Raw genomic sequence first — 15695 nt, 5'->3', positions numbered from 1 at the left:
ACTGGTCAGGCCCGACAGACAGATAAGAATTCACCCGAAAAATCCGGGTTTGACTTTTTGGGTGAATTTGTTCTGGCCGAGGGACTAGGAGGTGGAGCTAGACAACACCGAAAAGCGGAATCGCCCGTTTAGCTCCGACAGACAGATAAGGATCAGCCAGTGAAGGCGCTTTTTGCCAATGCTTGCTGATCCGTTCTGGCCGAGGGGCTAGGAGGTGGAGCTAGACAACAAAGTGCAAAATACTTTCTTATCTTTACAAAATAAAAAACCCACCCTGCAAGAGGATGGGTTGTTCATTATAAATTAAACTGCCGTGCACCTTCCGTCGATTAGTGTCCATAAGCGTTACTTAAGCAGTTAGCTCGGCCCAGGCAACCCTGCGGCACATGAGAGATTCCACTTAATGCTGCTTCCTTCCGGACCTGACATGGTTCATGGATTCCCATTGCGCAGGACCCAGACGTCAACACCACTTACTTAAGGCAGGCCCTACAGACAGCTAACCTCGGGAAAGGGATTCGGCCTCGCTAGAGCGGATTGCGAGTACAGGGCACCGCTACCTCCCCGCTTAGCACGGCAAAATTGATACCTGATTAAGGTGCGCCGTTTAGTACGACGCATAACCTAGTATATAGTCTTTTAGAGAAAAATGCAATATCCAGCTACTGTAAATTTTTTGAAGCAGCCTTTTCAGCTTTTTTCTTTTTTCTTAAATCCCTGAAGAAATCGCTGAGCATATTGCCGCATTCATCTTCAAGGACCCCTTTGGTCACTTCAACCTGGTGATTAAATCTTTTTTCATCCAGAAGATTCATAAGGGTTCCCGCACATCCGGCTTTCGGATCTCGCAGCGCCGTAAACCACTCTTTTCACTCTCGAAAGAACAATTGCCCCCGCGCACATCGGACAAGGCTCAAGGGTTACGTAAAGCGTCGAATCCTCAAGTCTCCACGTACCCGTTGAGGCGCACGCCTGATCAATCGCAATCATTTCCGCATGGGCAATCGACCTTTGCTCACTTTCTCTCAGATTATAGCCGGATCCTACGATTTCATCGTTATGTACGATGACCGCACCGATTGGCACTTCGCCGATTGCCTTTGCTTTTAATGCTTCTTTTATTGCAAGCTCCATGTATACCGTGTCCTTATCCATCATGTACTCCTTATAGATTTATTCATTATGGCACAAGCTAATCTCTGTAAAGGAGAGATGACGCCTTGGATAAAAAAGAGACCTGTGCCCTGCTCATTATAGATATGATAAATAATTTTAAGTTTAAGCATGGTGAAGTGCTGGCTGATGAAGCCAAACAAGTTTCTGAAAATATTTTTTCGTTAAAAAAGAAAATGCAGGCGAAAAAATGTCCAATCATTTATATAAATGATCATTATAAGTTATGGCAGGCTGATTTTCAAAAGATTTCTGAAAAGTGCACAAATGAATTGAGCAGACCCATCATCGAACAGCTCTATCCGGATGATACGGACTTTTTCTTAATCAAGCCCATGCATTCAGCCTTTTATGGAACTGCCTTAAACATGCTTCTCGACAACCTGGAAGTGGATCATCTTATTTTGACCGGGATAGCCGGAAATATCTGTGTTCTTTTTTCAGCCAATGATGCCTATATGCGGGGATATAAACTGTCCGTTCCGTCTGACTGCATTGCTTCAAATGACAAACAAGATAATGAATATGCTCTGCGCATGATGAAAAATGTCCTTCAGGCAGATATAGGCGATTCCCGCCAAATAAAAATATAACATGCTGACGCTCGTTCCTTCATAAGATGTAACAGAGAGATTATGACGAATGAGTGAGGGGAATCAATATGCAGATACATATTGTCCGGGAAGGACAAACTTTATATGGGATAGCCCAAGCTTACAGCACGACCGCTGAAGAGATTATCCGGACAAATGAAATACCAAATCCAGGCCAGCTTGTCATCGGGCAGACAATCGTCATTCCTATAAAAGGACGTTTTTACTGGGTGCAGCCAGGAGATACATTGTGGTCAATCAGCAGGAGATACGGTTCAACTCCAAAGGAATTATCTGAAGTCAACCAAATCTCGATCAACAGTCCGCTTCAAATAGGGTTCAGGCTTTATATTCCCGACCGCCCTAAACAAAAAGCAGAATTCAACGCTTATATTGAACCATCCGGAAATCAGGTAAGTCCTGAACTGGAAGAAAGCGCCCGGGAAGCAGCACCCTATTTAACCTACCTCGGACCGTTCAGCTTCCGCATTCAAAAGGATGGCACTCTAAAAGAGCCGCTCTTAAATGACTTTGCTAATATCGCCAAAAACAATAGAGTCACGTTAATGATGATCGTGACGAATTTAGATGATGAGGGTTTCAGCGACGAAATAGGACGAATCGTTCTTAATAATCAGGATGTCCAGAATAAGCTTCTCAATAACATCGTCGAAACCGCTAAGAAATACGGCTTCCGCGATATCCATTTCGATATGGAATATTTAAGGCCAGTAGACAGAGAAGCCTATAACCGTTTTTTAAGAAAAGCAAAAGCCCGCTTTAAGAAAGAAGGCTGGCTCATTTCTACGGCACTGGCTCCTAAAACAAGTGCAGATCAAAAAGGAAAATGGTACGAAGCGCATGATTATAAAGCACACGGCGAAATTGTCGATTTTGTAGTAGTGATGACCTACGAATGGGGCTATAGCGGCGGACCGCCAATGGCTGTCTCCCCGATCGGACCGGTTCGGGATGTCCTTGAGTACACCCTGACTGAAATACCGGCAAATAAAATCATGATGGGCCAGAATTTATACGGATACGACTGGACCTTGCCGTTTAAGCCTGGGGGAGAATTTGCAAAAGCCATCAGCCCCCAGCAGGCCATCCGTTTGGCAAGTCAGTATAATGTCCCCATTCAATATGATATGAAAGCACAGGCTCCTCACTTCAACTATCGCGATAAGGAAGGAAGAGAGCATGAAGTCTGGTTTGAGGATGCCCGTTCCATACAGGCTAAATTTGATTTAATGAAAGAATTAAAGCTGAGAGGAATGAGCTATTGGAAACTCGGGCTCTCATTCCCGCAAAACTGGTTATTGATTGCAGATAACTTCGACGTTGTAAAAACACCAACTTAAAAAGCAGCCTGATCCGGCTGCTTTTTTTATTATGGCTGTCATCACATAAATTGTTGTTTAGGTGATAAATGTTGTCCGTTCCTTCCGCTACAATCCACTTAAGGTTTTAATCATTTATTCTAAAAGCAACAAAGTTTACGAAAAAAGCCTTTATTTTTCAACCCATGTATACATGTAATCGGCATCTTCTATCTCTTTAGCCTGTTTGACGATTTTAAGCGGACGGAACGTATCAATCATCACTGCAAGCTCAAGTGTTTCTTTTTTCCCGATGCTTGCTTCCGTTTTTCCCGGATGAGGACCATGCGGTATTCCGCTCGGATGAAGCGTGATGGACCCCTGTTTGATCCCTTTTCGGCTCATAAAATTTCCTTCTACATAATAAAGCAGTTCATCGCTGTTGACATTACTGTGATAGTAAGGTGCCGGAATTGATTCAGGATGATAATCGTACATTCTCGGAACGAAGGAGCAGACAACGAAATTGTGGCCTTCAAATGTTTGATGGACAGGCGGCGGCTGATGAATCCGTCCTGTAATCGGTTCAAAATCCTCGATATTAAAAGCCCACGGATACAAGTAGCCGTCCCACCCCGCTACATCAAAAGGATGGTGGTTAAAGGTATGCTTATGCATATAGCCCCTGGATTTCGTCAGCACTTCAAACTCGCCTCTTGCTTCAAACGTCAGCAGCTGTTCCGGTCCCCGAAAATCTCTTTCGCAAAACGGACTATTCTCTAAAAGCTGGCCGTATTCATTCCGGTATCGTTTAGGAGTTGTAATCTGGCTGAACGATTCGATAAAAAGGAACTTTGTTTCCGCTTCAGGAACAACACGATAGATCGTGCCGATTGGGATGTTAATGTAATCTCCCGGACGATAAGTGATGACGCCAAACATCGTCTCAATCGTTCCATTCCCAAAATGAACAAAAAGCAATTCATCTCCATCACCATTCCGGTAATAGGATTCCATCGGTTTTTCTGCAAGAACTGTGCCTATTAAGAGATCGTCATTTCCAAGGATATACTCTCTAGCCTCAAAAGCATCCCCCTTAGATTGCAGGGCGTCTGTAAAGAAATGCCTGTGCTTCAAGGAATCCATCTGTTCATATTCAGGGAGATAGGAATGAAGAAGCTCTGATTTCGCAACCTCTGTAGGCATGTAGTGATGATACAGAATGGATTGTGTGCCTGAAAACCCCTTCGTCCCCATAACCTGCTCCCGGTAAAGGCTACCGTCTTCTTTTTTAAATATCGTATGTCTCTTATGCGGGATTTTGCCTAACGCGCGATAATACATGCTCTCACCTGCTTTTAGCTGCAATTTTATTTTTCAGCGAGCCCAGACCTTCTATTGTTAATTCAATCTCATCTCCCGGTCTTAAATATCGATGCACTTCTTCCCCAACCTCTAGAATACACCCGGTTCCAACGGTCCCTGAGCCAATCACTTCCCCTGGATATAAGGTGACACCTGCAGAAGCCCGTTCAATCATTTGAGCAAATGAATAATAGATATCTTTTAAATTCCCTTTTGATATCACGTTTCCATTAACAGCCGCTTTCATCGTCAAATCATACCGATCTCCTGTCTGATGTGGATGAAGTTCCTGTTTTGACACAAGGTATGGTCCAAGCGAGGTCGCGAAATCCTTTCCTTTCGCAGGACCAAGACCTACTTTCATTTCTTCTCTTTGAAGATCACGCGCACTCCAGTCATTCATGATGCAGTACCCAAAAATGTACGCGTCTGCTTCACTTGCCGGGATGTCACGCCCTTCCTTTCCAATAACACAGGCAATCTCAAGTTCATAATCAAGAGCCCTGCAGCCCGGAGGCACTTCAATCCTTTCATCTGGCCCCTTCACTGCCAGGTGATTTGTAAAATAAAACACCGGAAATTGATACCACTCTGGAATGACATCAAGCCCTCTTTTCCGGCGGGCGGTTTTCACATGGTCTTCAAATGCATAAAAATCGCGAATGCTCACAGGCCTTGGAATAGGCGCGGACAGCTTCACCTCTGAAAGCCTGTAAACTCCCTGTTCCTCCTCTTTAAACGGATTCATGGCATGAATAGATGGCAGATATCGTTCATGCTCTGCTAAAAATTCTTGAATCGATTGTGGCAGGAAACCCCGGCTGACAGCATGCATATCAATAACCAGATCATCTCCCTGAAGCCATCCCGCTGCCTGTCTGCCGGACGCGGTTTGAAAAGTCACAAACTTCATTTAGATTTCACCTTCTTATAATCTCAAACGTATCTGTCATTGGTTTTGTATACATGTGTCCGGCAAGACGCCCGATCGGCTTTAAGTGACTAGTAATAATTTTCCCTTCATAGAAAAGAGCATCATCGACATGGATATGCTTCACCTTGCCAATGACAAGACTGCCTGATCCCGCTTTCTCTCCAAAATGCAAGACTTCATGCAGCTCGCATTCCAGGTGAACCAGGCTTTCTTTTACGCGAGGAGGGGCAACTGCCTTGCTTTTTGCCTTCGTCAGCCCGCTTTGAACAAATTCATCCACTTCCGGTTCAAAATCTCCTGCGCAGCAATTCATTTGTTCTGCTATCTGCTCGCTCACAATATTGATGACAAATTCCTTCGTTTTTTCAATATTGATGAGAGTATCTTTTTTAGATCCATCTGTCCCTTTTCTCATAGGAGAGAAGCAAACCATCATCGGTTCTGCTGAGATCGCGGTAAAAAAACTGAACGGAGCCAAGTTTGCCGCTCCTTTTTCATCAATAGTCGACACGAACGCGATAGGCCTTGGCAAGATCGAGCCAATCATTAATTTATAGGCGTCTTTCCAGTGAAGCGACTCGGGCATGACATCCATCTTTATCACCTTGCTTTCAGGAGGATTAAGTGTTTATAAATTACCGCGTCGCTCCTGCTCCCGCTCGATTGATTCAAAAAGCGCTTTAAAGTTGCCGTCCCCGAAACCTTTCGCTCCTTTTCTCTGAATCACTTCTATAAAGACTGTCGGACGGTCGACAATCGGCTTGGTGAAAATCTGCAGCAAATACCCTTCATCGTCACGGTCTACTAAAATATTTAGTTCTTTCAGCTTATCAATCTCTTCATCAATGTCTCCGACACGTTCGCTGAGGGTTTCATAATAAGTCTCAGGCGTATTCAGGAATTCCACACCATTTTTCTTTAAAATAGCAACTGTAGATACAATATCTTCTGTTAATATCGCAAGATGCTGTACACCTGGTCCTTTAAAGAACTCAAGGTACTCCTGAATTTGTGATTTGCGTTTTCCCTCTGCAGGCTCATTAATAGGAAATTTAATCCGCCCTCCATTATGCATAACCTTCGACATAAGAGATGAATATTCTGTGCTGATATCTGAATCTGTAAAATGGCGCATTTCTTTAAAGCCCATTACTTTTTCATAATAAGAAACCCATTCCTGCATACTCTCTACATTTCCGACAACATGGTCGACTCCGATGATTCCTGCTTCTGTATAAGGAATCTTCATTTCAGCCGCTTCAAACCCCGGCATAAATGCACCCTTGTATTCTTTTCTCTCTATTAAAGAATGAATGGTGTCTCCGTATGTACCAATTACGGCTTTTTTAACGGATCCTTGTTCATCCTTCAGCTCAAATGGCGGTGTAATCGCAATAGCTCCTCTAGATACAGCTTCATTGTAAGCCTTTTCAACATTATCCACGACTAAAGCAATGTCTCTGACACCGTCCCCATGCTTCTTGACGAATTCAGCTACGCGTGAGGTATCATTTAAAGAGCCTGTAATAACTAAGCGTACTTTCTGCTGCTGCAGCACATAGGATACAGTTTCCCTGTTCCCTGTCTCAAGTCCTGAATAGGCGACGATTTTAAAACCGAAGGCTGTACAGAAATAGTGAGCCGACTGCTTGGCATTGCCTGAATACATTTCCAGATAATCAACATCTTTCACCGGAAAAAAATCTTCAACCTGACTGTCCATCGCTGCTGTTTCCTCACGCATATAAACCCCTCCATTTTATGAATATTATTACTATTCCGAATACATCATACGGAAAAAGAAGAGATGGAAGCAAGAGTGCTGAGTAAAGCTATAACGCTTTTCTGCAATGATGCAAACCCTAGTGCATCCGCATAAAACCCGTGCAGCTATGAGAGGATAATTGGAAACTTTTCTTTTTTGTAAAAAGCTTACTCTTTTCATATTGTCACTGTGATACAATAAAATTTGTCTGTTTTGATAGATTTTTTTGCGTAGGAGGACCCGTGATGAATGGTATACCGTTTATTACCGTGGAAGGACCGATCGGTGTTGGGAAAACTTCGCTTGCACGAGCGATAGCAGAACACTATCAATTTCATTTGCTGAAAGAGATTGTGGATGAGAATCCGTTTCTCGGCAAATTTTATGAAAACATTGAAGAGTGGAGTTTCCAGACAGAAATGTTCTTCCTGTGTAATCGATATAAACAGCTTGAAGATATTGCACAGTTATTTTTGAAAAAGAGTCAGCCTGTTGTGGCAGATTATCATATTTATAAAAATCTTATTTTCGCAAAGCGCACTCTTAAAAATGAACAATACGATAAATACCTTGATATTTATTCGATTTTAACAAGCGACATGCCAAAGCCGAACTTGATCATTTACTTGAATGCAAGTCTTGATACATTGCTTAACCGCATTGATATGCGCGGAAGGGAGATCGAGAAAAAGATCGATCCCGGCTATTTAAAGCAGTTATCGGAGGATTACGAAGTGGCTATGTCACAATGGGAAAAAGAACACCCATCCATCCCCGTACTGAGATTCAGCGGAGATGAGCTTGATTTTGTACAAAACGAAAAAGATTTAACCTATATATTTAAACGCCTGGATGAATCTTTACATGAAGGAGTTACCAGTAAATGAACTTGAGAGAGAAATACAGCATTCCCCACAACGCCGTTATTACCATTGCGGGAACAGTCGGTGTAGGAAAATCAACGATGACAAATGCCCTTGCAAATGCACTTAATTTCCGCACTTCATTTGAAAAAGTAGATACAAACCCTTATCTTGATAAATTTTATGCGGATTTTGAAAGATGGAGCTTTCATCTGCAAATCTATTTCCTTGCTGAAAGATTCAAAGAGCAAAAGCGGATTTTTGAATACGGCGGAGGCTTTATCCAAGATCGTTCAATATACGAAGACACTGGCATTTTTGCCAAAATGCATTATGAAAAAGGCACGATGACAGAAGTCGATTATGAAACATACACGAATTTATTCGATGCGATGGTCATGACACCATATTTCCCTCATCCTGATCTTTTGATTTATTTAGAAGGCAGCCTTGAGGATATTTTATCCCGCATCAAAGAACGCGGACGTCCGATGGAACAGCAGACTCCAATTGCATATTGGGAAGAGATGCACCGCCGCTATGAGGATTGGATCAATAATTTTAATGCATGCCCTGTTTTGCGCCTGAACATAAACGATTATGACATTATGGCAAACGAAGGATCAATTGAACCGATTGTCGAGCGTGTCGGGCATTTTATAGAGCAGACAAGATTACTTAAAAAATAACCGGTTTTACTCCGGTTATTTTTTTTGCAGTTATTTTTATATTAAGTAAAAAATCCATACAAAAAACCTGCAGCAATGTATGCTGCAGGTTTTATCAATCTCCAATACTTATGCGCTAAACATTGGATTTTATATGTAAGATGGAGGAGGTAGAGGGATTCGAACCCCCGCGGGATTTGACTCCCCTGTCGGTTTTCAAGACCGATCCCTTCAGCCGGACTTGGGTATACCTCCCTGCTGACAAGAATTAATATAACATATTGATTTTGGGCTTGTCAACGATTCTAAAAAACTTTTTCAAAAAAATTTAAGGAAGGGCCAAAACGGATTTTAGCCCCTTCTTGAATGGTTATTATTATCGTGAAATGACTTCTCTATTCCCCATATATGGACGCAATACTTCAGGAATAACAACAGTTCCATCCTCCTTCTGATAATTCTCGAGGATGGCGGCAACTGTTCTGCCAATCGCAAGACCAGATCCGTTCAGTGTATGAACAAATTCAGGTTTTCCTTTAGGCTCACGTCTGAAACGGATTCCTGCGCGACGCGCCTGGAAGGCTTCAAAATTACTGCAAGATGAAATTTCGCGGTATGTTTCCTGGCTCGGTATCCATACTTCAATGTCATATTTCTTTGCAGCCGTAAATCCAAGATCTGCTGTACACATTCTAAGCACACGATAAGGCAGACCCAAAAGCTGAAGAACTTTCTCTGCATGTCCTGTCAGTTTTTCAAGCTCATCATAAGAATCTTCAGGTTTAACAAATTTCACAAGCTCTACTTTATTAAACTGATGCTGACGGATTAATCCTCTAGTATCTCTGCCTGCAGAGCCAGCCTCAGAACGGAAGCAAGAGCTGTAAGCCGCATAATTGACCGGAAGCTGATCGATAGAGAGAATCTCTTCACGGTGCATGTTGGTTACAGGCACTTCAGCTGTAGGAATTAAAAAGTAATCTTCGCCCGCAATTTTAAATGCATCTTCTTCAAATTTAGGCAGCTGGCCTGTTCCAGTCATGCTGTCACGATTTACGATATAAGGAGGCAGCACTTCTGTATAGCCGTGTTCATCGATATGCAAATCAAGCATAAAACTGATCAGCGCACGCTCGAGACGTGCACCTAAGCCGCGGTAGAAAACAAAACGGCTGCCGGTTACTTTACCCGCACGTTCAAAATCTAAGATCCCAAGGTGATCGGCAACATCCCAGTGAGGTTTTGGTTCAAATGAGAATGCAGGGACTCCTCCCCATTCACGGTGAAGAATATTATCGTCTTCCGTTTCGCCTACAGGCACACTTTCATGCGGAATATTTGGAATAGACAGCATTAACGTTTCAAGCTCTGCTTCAACCCGGCGAAGCTCATCGTCCATTTCTTTCACGCGGTCGCCAACTTCACGCATTTCCTTGATTAAATGATCGGCATCTTGTTTTTCACGCTTTAAAACAGCAATTTGCCCTGAAACTTCATTTCGCTTGCTTTTAAAAACTTCTACTTTTGAAATCAGTTCACGGCGTTTTTGATCAAGCTCCTCGAACTTGCTGAAGTCCCCTAAATCCTCTCCGCGATGAGACAGCTTTTCTTTTACTTCTTCAAAGTTAGCGCGCAAATATTTAATATCCAGCATGACAAAACTCCTTTTAATGTTTTTTTGCAAATAAAAAACTCCCGTCCCCTGGTAAAGGGACGGAAGTTATATCCGCGTTGCCACCCTAATTGAAGGCAGATTGCCTTCCTCTTAAGCAGGATAACGGCCTGTACCGGAAATGTCTACTCTCCGAAGATTTCAACATCTCATTCAAGGATGGATTCACAAGGATCTAACACCGATTTTCACCAGCCACCGGCTCTCTAAGAAAGAAGCACTTGCTACTATTTCCTGTCGTCATGTTTTTCATGTTCAATTAAGTAATTCATAATTTACTACAAGTTTGATACGGTTGCAAGGTTTTTATACACTTAATTTCGCTTTTGTATTTTTAACCATGCGCACAAACATCCCAGTCATCCGGTGATCATCTGTTAATTCAGGATGAAACGAACAGCCCAGGAACTGTCCTTGACGTGCTGCAACGATTCTTCCGTTATGTTTAGACAGAATTTCCACGTCTTCTCCAACTTCGACAATATGAGGAGCCCTGATAAACACACCAACGAAATCTTCAGCAACATCCGTAATATTCAGTTCTGCTTCAAAGCTTTCACGCTGACGCCCAAATGAGTTTCTCTCAACGGTAACATCCATTACTCCAAGATGTCCTTCGCTGTAACCCACAATGTTTTTAGCAAGAAGAATTAAGCCTGCACAGGTTCCAAACATCGGCTTTCCCTGCTCAGCGAAAGCTTTCAGCGGACCCATGAACTCATATTTATCAATCAGGCGTCGCATCGTTGTGCTCTCTCCGCCTGGCATAATAAGACCGTCCAATTCATCAAGCTGCTCAGGACGCTTAACAACGACTCCTTCAGCACCGCTTGCCTCTATTGATCGGATATGTTCTCTTACAGCACCTTGAAGGCCTAATACACCAATTTTAAGCATTGTATTCTACTCCTTTATCATTACCAGCCGCGCTCTTGCATTCTGTTCTCAGGAAGCAAAGTTGAGATCTCAATGCCTTTCATTGCTGTTCCAAGTCCCTTTGAAAGACTTGCAATCAATTCATAGTCCTGATAGTGAGTTGTTGCTTCAACGATCGCACGGGCAAATTTTGCAGGGTTTTCTGATTTGAAGATACCTGAACCTACGAATACACCGTCTGCTCCTAATTGCATCATTAGAGCAGCATCTGCCGGAGTTGCAATTCCGCCTGCTGCAAAGTTTACAACCGGAAGGCGTCCCTCATGCTTGATTTGAAGAAGAAGCTCATAAGGCGCGCCTAACAGCTTCGCTTCTGTCATTAATTCATCCGTGCTCATTCCAATGATTCTGCGAACTTGGCCATTTACTTTACGCATGTGGCGAACAGCCTCAACGATATTTCCTGTACCAGGCTCGCCTTTTGTGCGAAGCATAGAAGCTCCCTCAGCAATACGTCTAGTAGCTTCACCTAAATCACGGCATCCGCAAACAAATGGAACTGTATAATCACGTTTATTTAAATGATACTCTTCATCAGCAGGAGTCAATACTTCACTTTCATCAATGTAATCGACACCCATCGCTTCTAATATGCGAGCTTCCACGATGTGGCCAATACGTGCTTTTGCCATAACTGGAACCGTTACAGCTTTCATCACTTCTTCAACAATTGTAGGATCTGCCATACGGGCAACTCCGCCTGCAGCACGAATGTCAGCAGGAACGCGCTCAAGTGCCATTACAGCAACTGCTCCAGCTTCCTCAGCGATCTTTGCTTGCTCTGCATTGACTACGTCCATAATGACGCCGCCTTTTTGCATTTCTGCCATTCCGCGTTTTACACGATCTGTACCTGTGTTATTCATTCTATATCCCCCTCATATTATGTAAAATTTCATTTTGCACATATAGCTTATTCTATCCTAAGTTATTAAAAAATCCTATCAAAATTAAAGGGATTATTAAAACAATTCGCACAAAGAAAAGCGGAGCCGACTGTTTAGCCCCGACAGACAGATAAGAATCCGGCAGTGAAGGCGCTTTTTGCCTTTGCTGACGGATTTGTTCTGACTGAGGGGTTAGGAGGCGGAGCTAGACAATGAGAAAAGTGGAACCGCCCGTTTAGCTCCGACAGACAGATAAGAATCCGGCAGTGAAGGCGCTTTTTGCCTTTGCTGACGGATTTGTTCTGGCCGAGGAGTTGGGCGGTAGAGCTAGACAATAAGAAAAGCGGAACCTCCCGTTTCGCACCTAATATATCAAAATATGAAAAAAGACTTACTCATATTGAGTAAGTCTTCTTTCAATTAAAACCAGCCTGTCACAGTGTCTGTCACCGTTCCCCAAAGACCGCCGAAGAATCCGCCGATTCCTCTCATGGATAAAACAAACCAATTGGCTTTTTCAACACCGCTTTTTGTGACGATATCAACATTAGCATCGCTTTTTTCTTCTAAGAAGCCCAGATTTTGGCCTTTACCTTTGTACTTTACTGTCATATAGCCGATTTTTTCGCCTTTTTTGACAGGAGCCTGTACTTCATTGTCTGCATTGACCTTCTTTTGATCAAAGACGTAGTTTGGCTCATATGATTCTTTTTCACCGTTCTTAACAACAAGGTTAAGAGGCTCTTTTGTTGCTACAGCTACTTCTTTTTCTTTTCCTTTCACAACGGAGAGGTCAGATTTATTTTTGATTTGATAGTTTTCAGGATAAACTTCTTCCATCTTGAAATTGTTATATGCATAATCGATCATTTTTTTCGTTTCTTTAAAACGAGGAGTATGAAGGCTGCCGTCATCACTTGCAGCGTTTAAGACGACAGTAATAACGCGCATGCCGTTTCGTTCAGCAGTTGCTGTAAAAGAAGAACCTGCTGATTTAGTAGAACCTGTTTTTAAACCGTCTACACCTTCTGTTTCAAATAACAAGCCTTTAAGCATCCAGTTCCAGTTATCCATTTTGATAGCATCTTCTGTGCCTTCTCTGAATATTTTTCTTGGAGTACTTGCTGTCTCTAATACTTCTGGATAATCATTTATTAATTTTTGAGAAAGCAGCGCCATATCGCGTGCTGACATTTTATTCTCGGCATCTGCTGTCGTGCCATCAGGATGCATTCCTGCTAGATCTCCATTTTCTAAACCTGTTGAGTTTACAAATTCGAAGTTTTTAAGACCAAGCTCTTTAGCTTTTTCATTCATTAATTTCACGAAATTAGACTCAGATCCTGAAACGATTTCTGCTAAAGCAATAGCTGCTCCGTTTGCAGAATAAATGCTCATTGCTTCATAAAGCTCTTTTACATTGTATGTACCGTCTTTTCGTAATGGGACGTTGGACAGTCCGCGGTTTTGTGAAATTCTATAGACATAATCACTTGGGGTGTATGTTTGATCCCACTTGATTTTCCCTTTATCAACTGCTTCAAGAACTAAATATTCTGTCATGATTTTAGCCATACTTGCAATCGGAAGCAGATCGTCTGCATTTTTCCCGTATAGAATTTTACCTGTAGACGCTTCTACTAAAATTGCACCTTTTGCATTCACTCCAACTGCATCATTTTCTGCCGCAGATGCCTGTGCTGCCGGCAAAATAACTGTTACTGCCAGAACAGCAGCTAACAGCACGGACAGCAAACGCTTAAACTTCATGTTGCTCAAATTCATAACCTCCACCGTTTTTTTATCTATTTTTATATTCAATTATTGACCTGAGTGACAAACAACAAAGTCGATTTTATCACACTATGATCAAAAAAAATAGACAGAGTCTGAGACTCTGTCCTAAAGATTGAACATTGTATTACATTTCAGGTAAATCGACCTAGAAACGCTTATGAAAGCGAATAGTTCGGTGATTCTTTTGTAATTTGTACATCATGAGGATGGCTTTCGCGAAGACCTGCACCCGTCATGCGGACAAACTGTGAATTCTCCCGAAGCTCTTCTAAGTTTGCCGTTCCGCAATATCCCATACCAGAGCGAATACCGCCAACCAGCTGATAAATCGTATCTGAAAGAGGGCCTTTATAAGGAGTTCTGCCTTCAATGCCTTCCGGAACAAATTTCTTGTTATCTTCCTGGAAGTAACGGTCTTTGCTTCCTTTTTCCATCGCGCCAACAGAACCCATGCCTCGGTAGACCTTAAATCGTCTTCCCTGGTAAATTTCTGTTTCTCCCGGGCTTTCTGACGTACCTGCCAAAAGACTGCCAAGCATAACGGCGTGACCGCCTGATGCTAATGCTTTTACGATATCGCCTGAATATTTAATTCCGCCATCTGCGATAATAGTAATGCCTAGCTTGCGTGCTTCCGTCGCACAATCATAAACAGCTGTGATTTGAGGTACACCTACACCTGCTACAACACGGGTTGTACAAATAGAACCAGGTCCGATTCCTACCTTTACGACGTTTGCTCCAGCTTCTGCAAGTTCTCTTGTAGCGGCAGCTGTTGCAACATTCCCTGCAATAATATTCAGATCAGGATATTCGTTTCTGATCGTTCTGACCATATCGATAACGCCCTTTGAGTGGCCATGGGCTGTATCCAGCACAATTGCATCAACGTTAGCCTCAACCAGCTTTTTAACACGAAGCATGGTATCTGCCGTAACGCCTACTGCAGCACCGACAAGCAATCGTCCATGCTCATCTTTTGCTGAATGAGGGAACTCAATTACTTTTTCGATATCTTTAATCGTGATTAATCCTTTTAAAACACCCTGGTCATCAACCAGCGGAAGTTTTTCAATTTTATGCTTTTGCAGAATGCTTTCTGCTTCTTTAAGAGTTGTTCCGACGTCTGCCGTTACTAAGTTTTCTTTTGTCATCACATCAGAGATCTTGATCGAGAAGTCTTGAATAAATCTCATGTCACGATTTGTAATAATGCCTACAAGCTTCTGCTCATCCACATTATTTACTACAGGTACACCTGAAATGCGGTATTTACCCATTAAATGCTCTGCATCAAAAACTTGATGATCCGGAGTTAAAAAGAATGGATTTGTAATAACGCCTCTTTCAGAACGTTTTACCTTATCAACCTGCTCTGCCTGCTGTTCAATCGACATGTTCTTGTGAATGATGCCCATTCCGCCTTGTCTTGCCATCGCAATCGCAAGCTGAGCTTCGGTAACAGTATCCATACCGGCACTAATGATTGGGACATTCAGCTTTAATGTTGGTGTTAAATTCACACTTAAGTTCACGTCTCTTGGAAGAACCTCGGACTTAGCCGGTACAAGCAATACATCATCAAACGTTAAGCCTTCTTTTAAAAATTTACTTTCCCACATCATTAAATCCCCCTCTTAACGGCAAAATATTATTAGTAGATTAACAACTAGCCAACCTACTGTCAAGAACAGGCAAAAGAGTTTAAAAATTTAGAAAAAAG

General features: G+C 42.5%; 13 protein-coding genes, 1 tRNA gene, 1 other RNA gene, 1 pseudogene and 1 other annotated feature. Of the genes and pseudogenes, 4 read left to right on the top strand and 12 right to left on the bottom strand.

The features are described from left to right. Positions 1 to 311 precede the first annotated feature (311 nt). Both ffs and tadA read right to left on the bottom strand, forming a co-directional pair. Positions 312 to 577: signal recognition particle sRNA large type (ffs, locus tag AC3ISE_RS00160), an RNA gene on the bottom strand. 85 nt (positions 578 to 662) lie between these two features. After that, positions 663 to 1155 (bottom strand): annotated as a pseudogene (gene tadA / locus AC3ISE_RS00155) (tRNA adenosine(34) deaminase TadA). Between the two features lie 65 nt (positions 1156 to 1220). On the opposite strand from tadA, the gene AC3ISE_RS00150 reads away from it, so the two are divergent. Together AC3ISE_RS00150 and AC3ISE_RS00145 are read left to right on the top strand one after the other, a co-directional pair. Beyond that, positions 1221 to 1766 (top strand): cysteine hydrolase family protein, encoded by a 546-nt coding sequence (locus AC3ISE_RS00150; RefSeq protein ID WP_154319787.1) that lies wholly within the window; start codon positions 1221 to 1223, stop codon positions 1764 to 1766. Between the two features lie 68 nt (positions 1767 to 1834). After that, positions 1835 to 3127: a glycoside hydrolase family 18 protein gene (locus AC3ISE_RS00145; protein ID WP_154319788.1), complete on the top strand. Its 1293-nt coding sequence runs from the start codon at positions 1835 to 1837 to the stop codon at positions 3125 to 3127. Positions 3128 to 3277: 150 nt separating this feature from the next. Here the strand turns inward: AC3ISE_RS00145 and AC3ISE_RS00140 are convergent, their stop codons facing one another. From AC3ISE_RS00140 to hppD, 4 genes are read right to left on the bottom strand one after another with little or no spacing between them, the layout of a single operon-like run. Then, complete coding sequence (locus tag AC3ISE_RS00140; RefSeq protein ID WP_489222649.1) at positions 3278 to 4429, bottom strand: homogentisate 1,2-dioxygenase; 1152 nt, start codon at positions 4427 to 4429, stop codon at positions 3278 to 3280. Positions 4430 to 4433: 4 nt separating this feature from the next. Beyond that, entirely contained in the window at positions 4434 to 5363 is a 930-nt protein-coding gene (locus tag AC3ISE_RS00135; RefSeq protein ID WP_489222648.1) for a fumarylacetoacetate hydrolase family protein, read from the bottom strand. Between the two features lie 7 nt (positions 5364 to 5370). Continuing rightward, a complete protein-coding gene (locus tag AC3ISE_RS00130) occupies positions 5371 to 5979 on the bottom strand; it encodes a flavin reductase family protein (protein ID WP_489222647.1) in 609 nt (202 codons plus the stop codon). 33 nt (positions 5980 to 6012) lie between these two features. Continuing rightward, positions 6013 to 7128: a 4-hydroxyphenylpyruvate dioxygenase gene (gene hppD, locus AC3ISE_RS00125; protein ID WP_489222646.1), complete on the bottom strand. Its 1116-nt coding sequence runs from the start codon at positions 7126 to 7128 to the stop codon at positions 6013 to 6015. 266 nt (positions 7129 to 7394) lie between these two features. Here hppD and AC3ISE_RS00120 point away from each other — a divergent pair, with 266 nt between their 5' ends. Together AC3ISE_RS00120 and AC3ISE_RS00115 are read left to right on the top strand one after the other, a co-directional pair. Next, positions 7395 to 8036 (top strand): deoxynucleoside kinase, encoded by a 642-nt coding sequence (locus AC3ISE_RS00120; RefSeq protein ID WP_489222645.1) that lies wholly within the window; start codon positions 7395 to 7397, stop codon positions 8034 to 8036. Next, on the top strand, positions 8033 to 8701 hold the full coding sequence (locus AC3ISE_RS00115) for a deoxynucleoside kinase (RefSeq protein ID WP_070877760.1): 669 nt from the start codon (positions 8033 to 8035) through the stop codon (positions 8699 to 8701). The genes AC3ISE_RS00120 and AC3ISE_RS00115 overlap by 4 nt, the downstream gene beginning before the upstream one ends. A gap of 141 nt (positions 8702 to 8842) precedes the next feature. Here the strand turns inward: AC3ISE_RS00115 and AC3ISE_RS00110 are convergent. From AC3ISE_RS00110 to guaB, 6 genes are all read right to left on the bottom strand, one after another. After that, a tRNA-Ser gene (locus AC3ISE_RS00110) sits at positions 8843 to 8935 on the bottom strand. Positions 8936 to 9056: 121 nt separating this feature from the next. Next, complete coding sequence (serS, locus tag AC3ISE_RS00105; RefSeq protein ID WP_489222644.1) at positions 9057 to 10334, bottom strand: serine--tRNA ligase; 1278 nt, start codon at positions 10332 to 10334, stop codon at positions 9057 to 9059. Positions 10335 to 10386: 52 nt separating this feature from the next. Next, positions 10387 to 10602, bottom strand: a binding site (T-box leader). Between the two features lie 56 nt (positions 10603 to 10658). Further along, a complete protein-coding gene (pdxT, locus tag AC3ISE_RS00100) occupies positions 10659 to 11249 on the bottom strand; it encodes a pyridoxal 5'-phosphate synthase glutaminase subunit PdxT (RefSeq protein ID WP_489222643.1) in 591 nt (196 codons plus the stop codon). Positions 11250 to 11269: 20 nt separating this feature from the next. Next, complete coding sequence (pdxS, locus tag AC3ISE_RS00095; protein ID WP_070877763.1) at positions 11270 to 12154, bottom strand: pyridoxal 5'-phosphate synthase lyase subunit PdxS; 885 nt, start codon at positions 12152 to 12154, stop codon at positions 11270 to 11272. A gap of 441 nt (positions 12155 to 12595) precedes the next feature. Beyond that, positions 12596 to 13960: a serine hydrolase gene (locus AC3ISE_RS00090; protein WP_489222642.1), complete on the bottom strand. Its 1365-nt coding sequence runs from the start codon at positions 13958 to 13960 to the stop codon at positions 12596 to 12598. A gap of 167 nt (positions 13961 to 14127) precedes the next feature. Next, positions 14128 to 15594 carry an IMP dehydrogenase gene (gene guaB / locus AC3ISE_RS00085; protein ID WP_070877765.1) on the bottom strand — a complete coding sequence of 489 codons (1467 nt, stop codon included), beginning with the start codon at positions 15592 to 15594 and terminating at the stop codon, positions 14128 to 14130. Positions 15595 to 15695: the final 101 nt, after the last annotated feature.

The organism is Metabacillus sp. KH_069 (assembly GCF_057838075.1).
The sequence above is the reverse complement of the archived record's forward strand: the minus strand, read 5'-3'. Positions and strand labels throughout refer to the sequence as shown.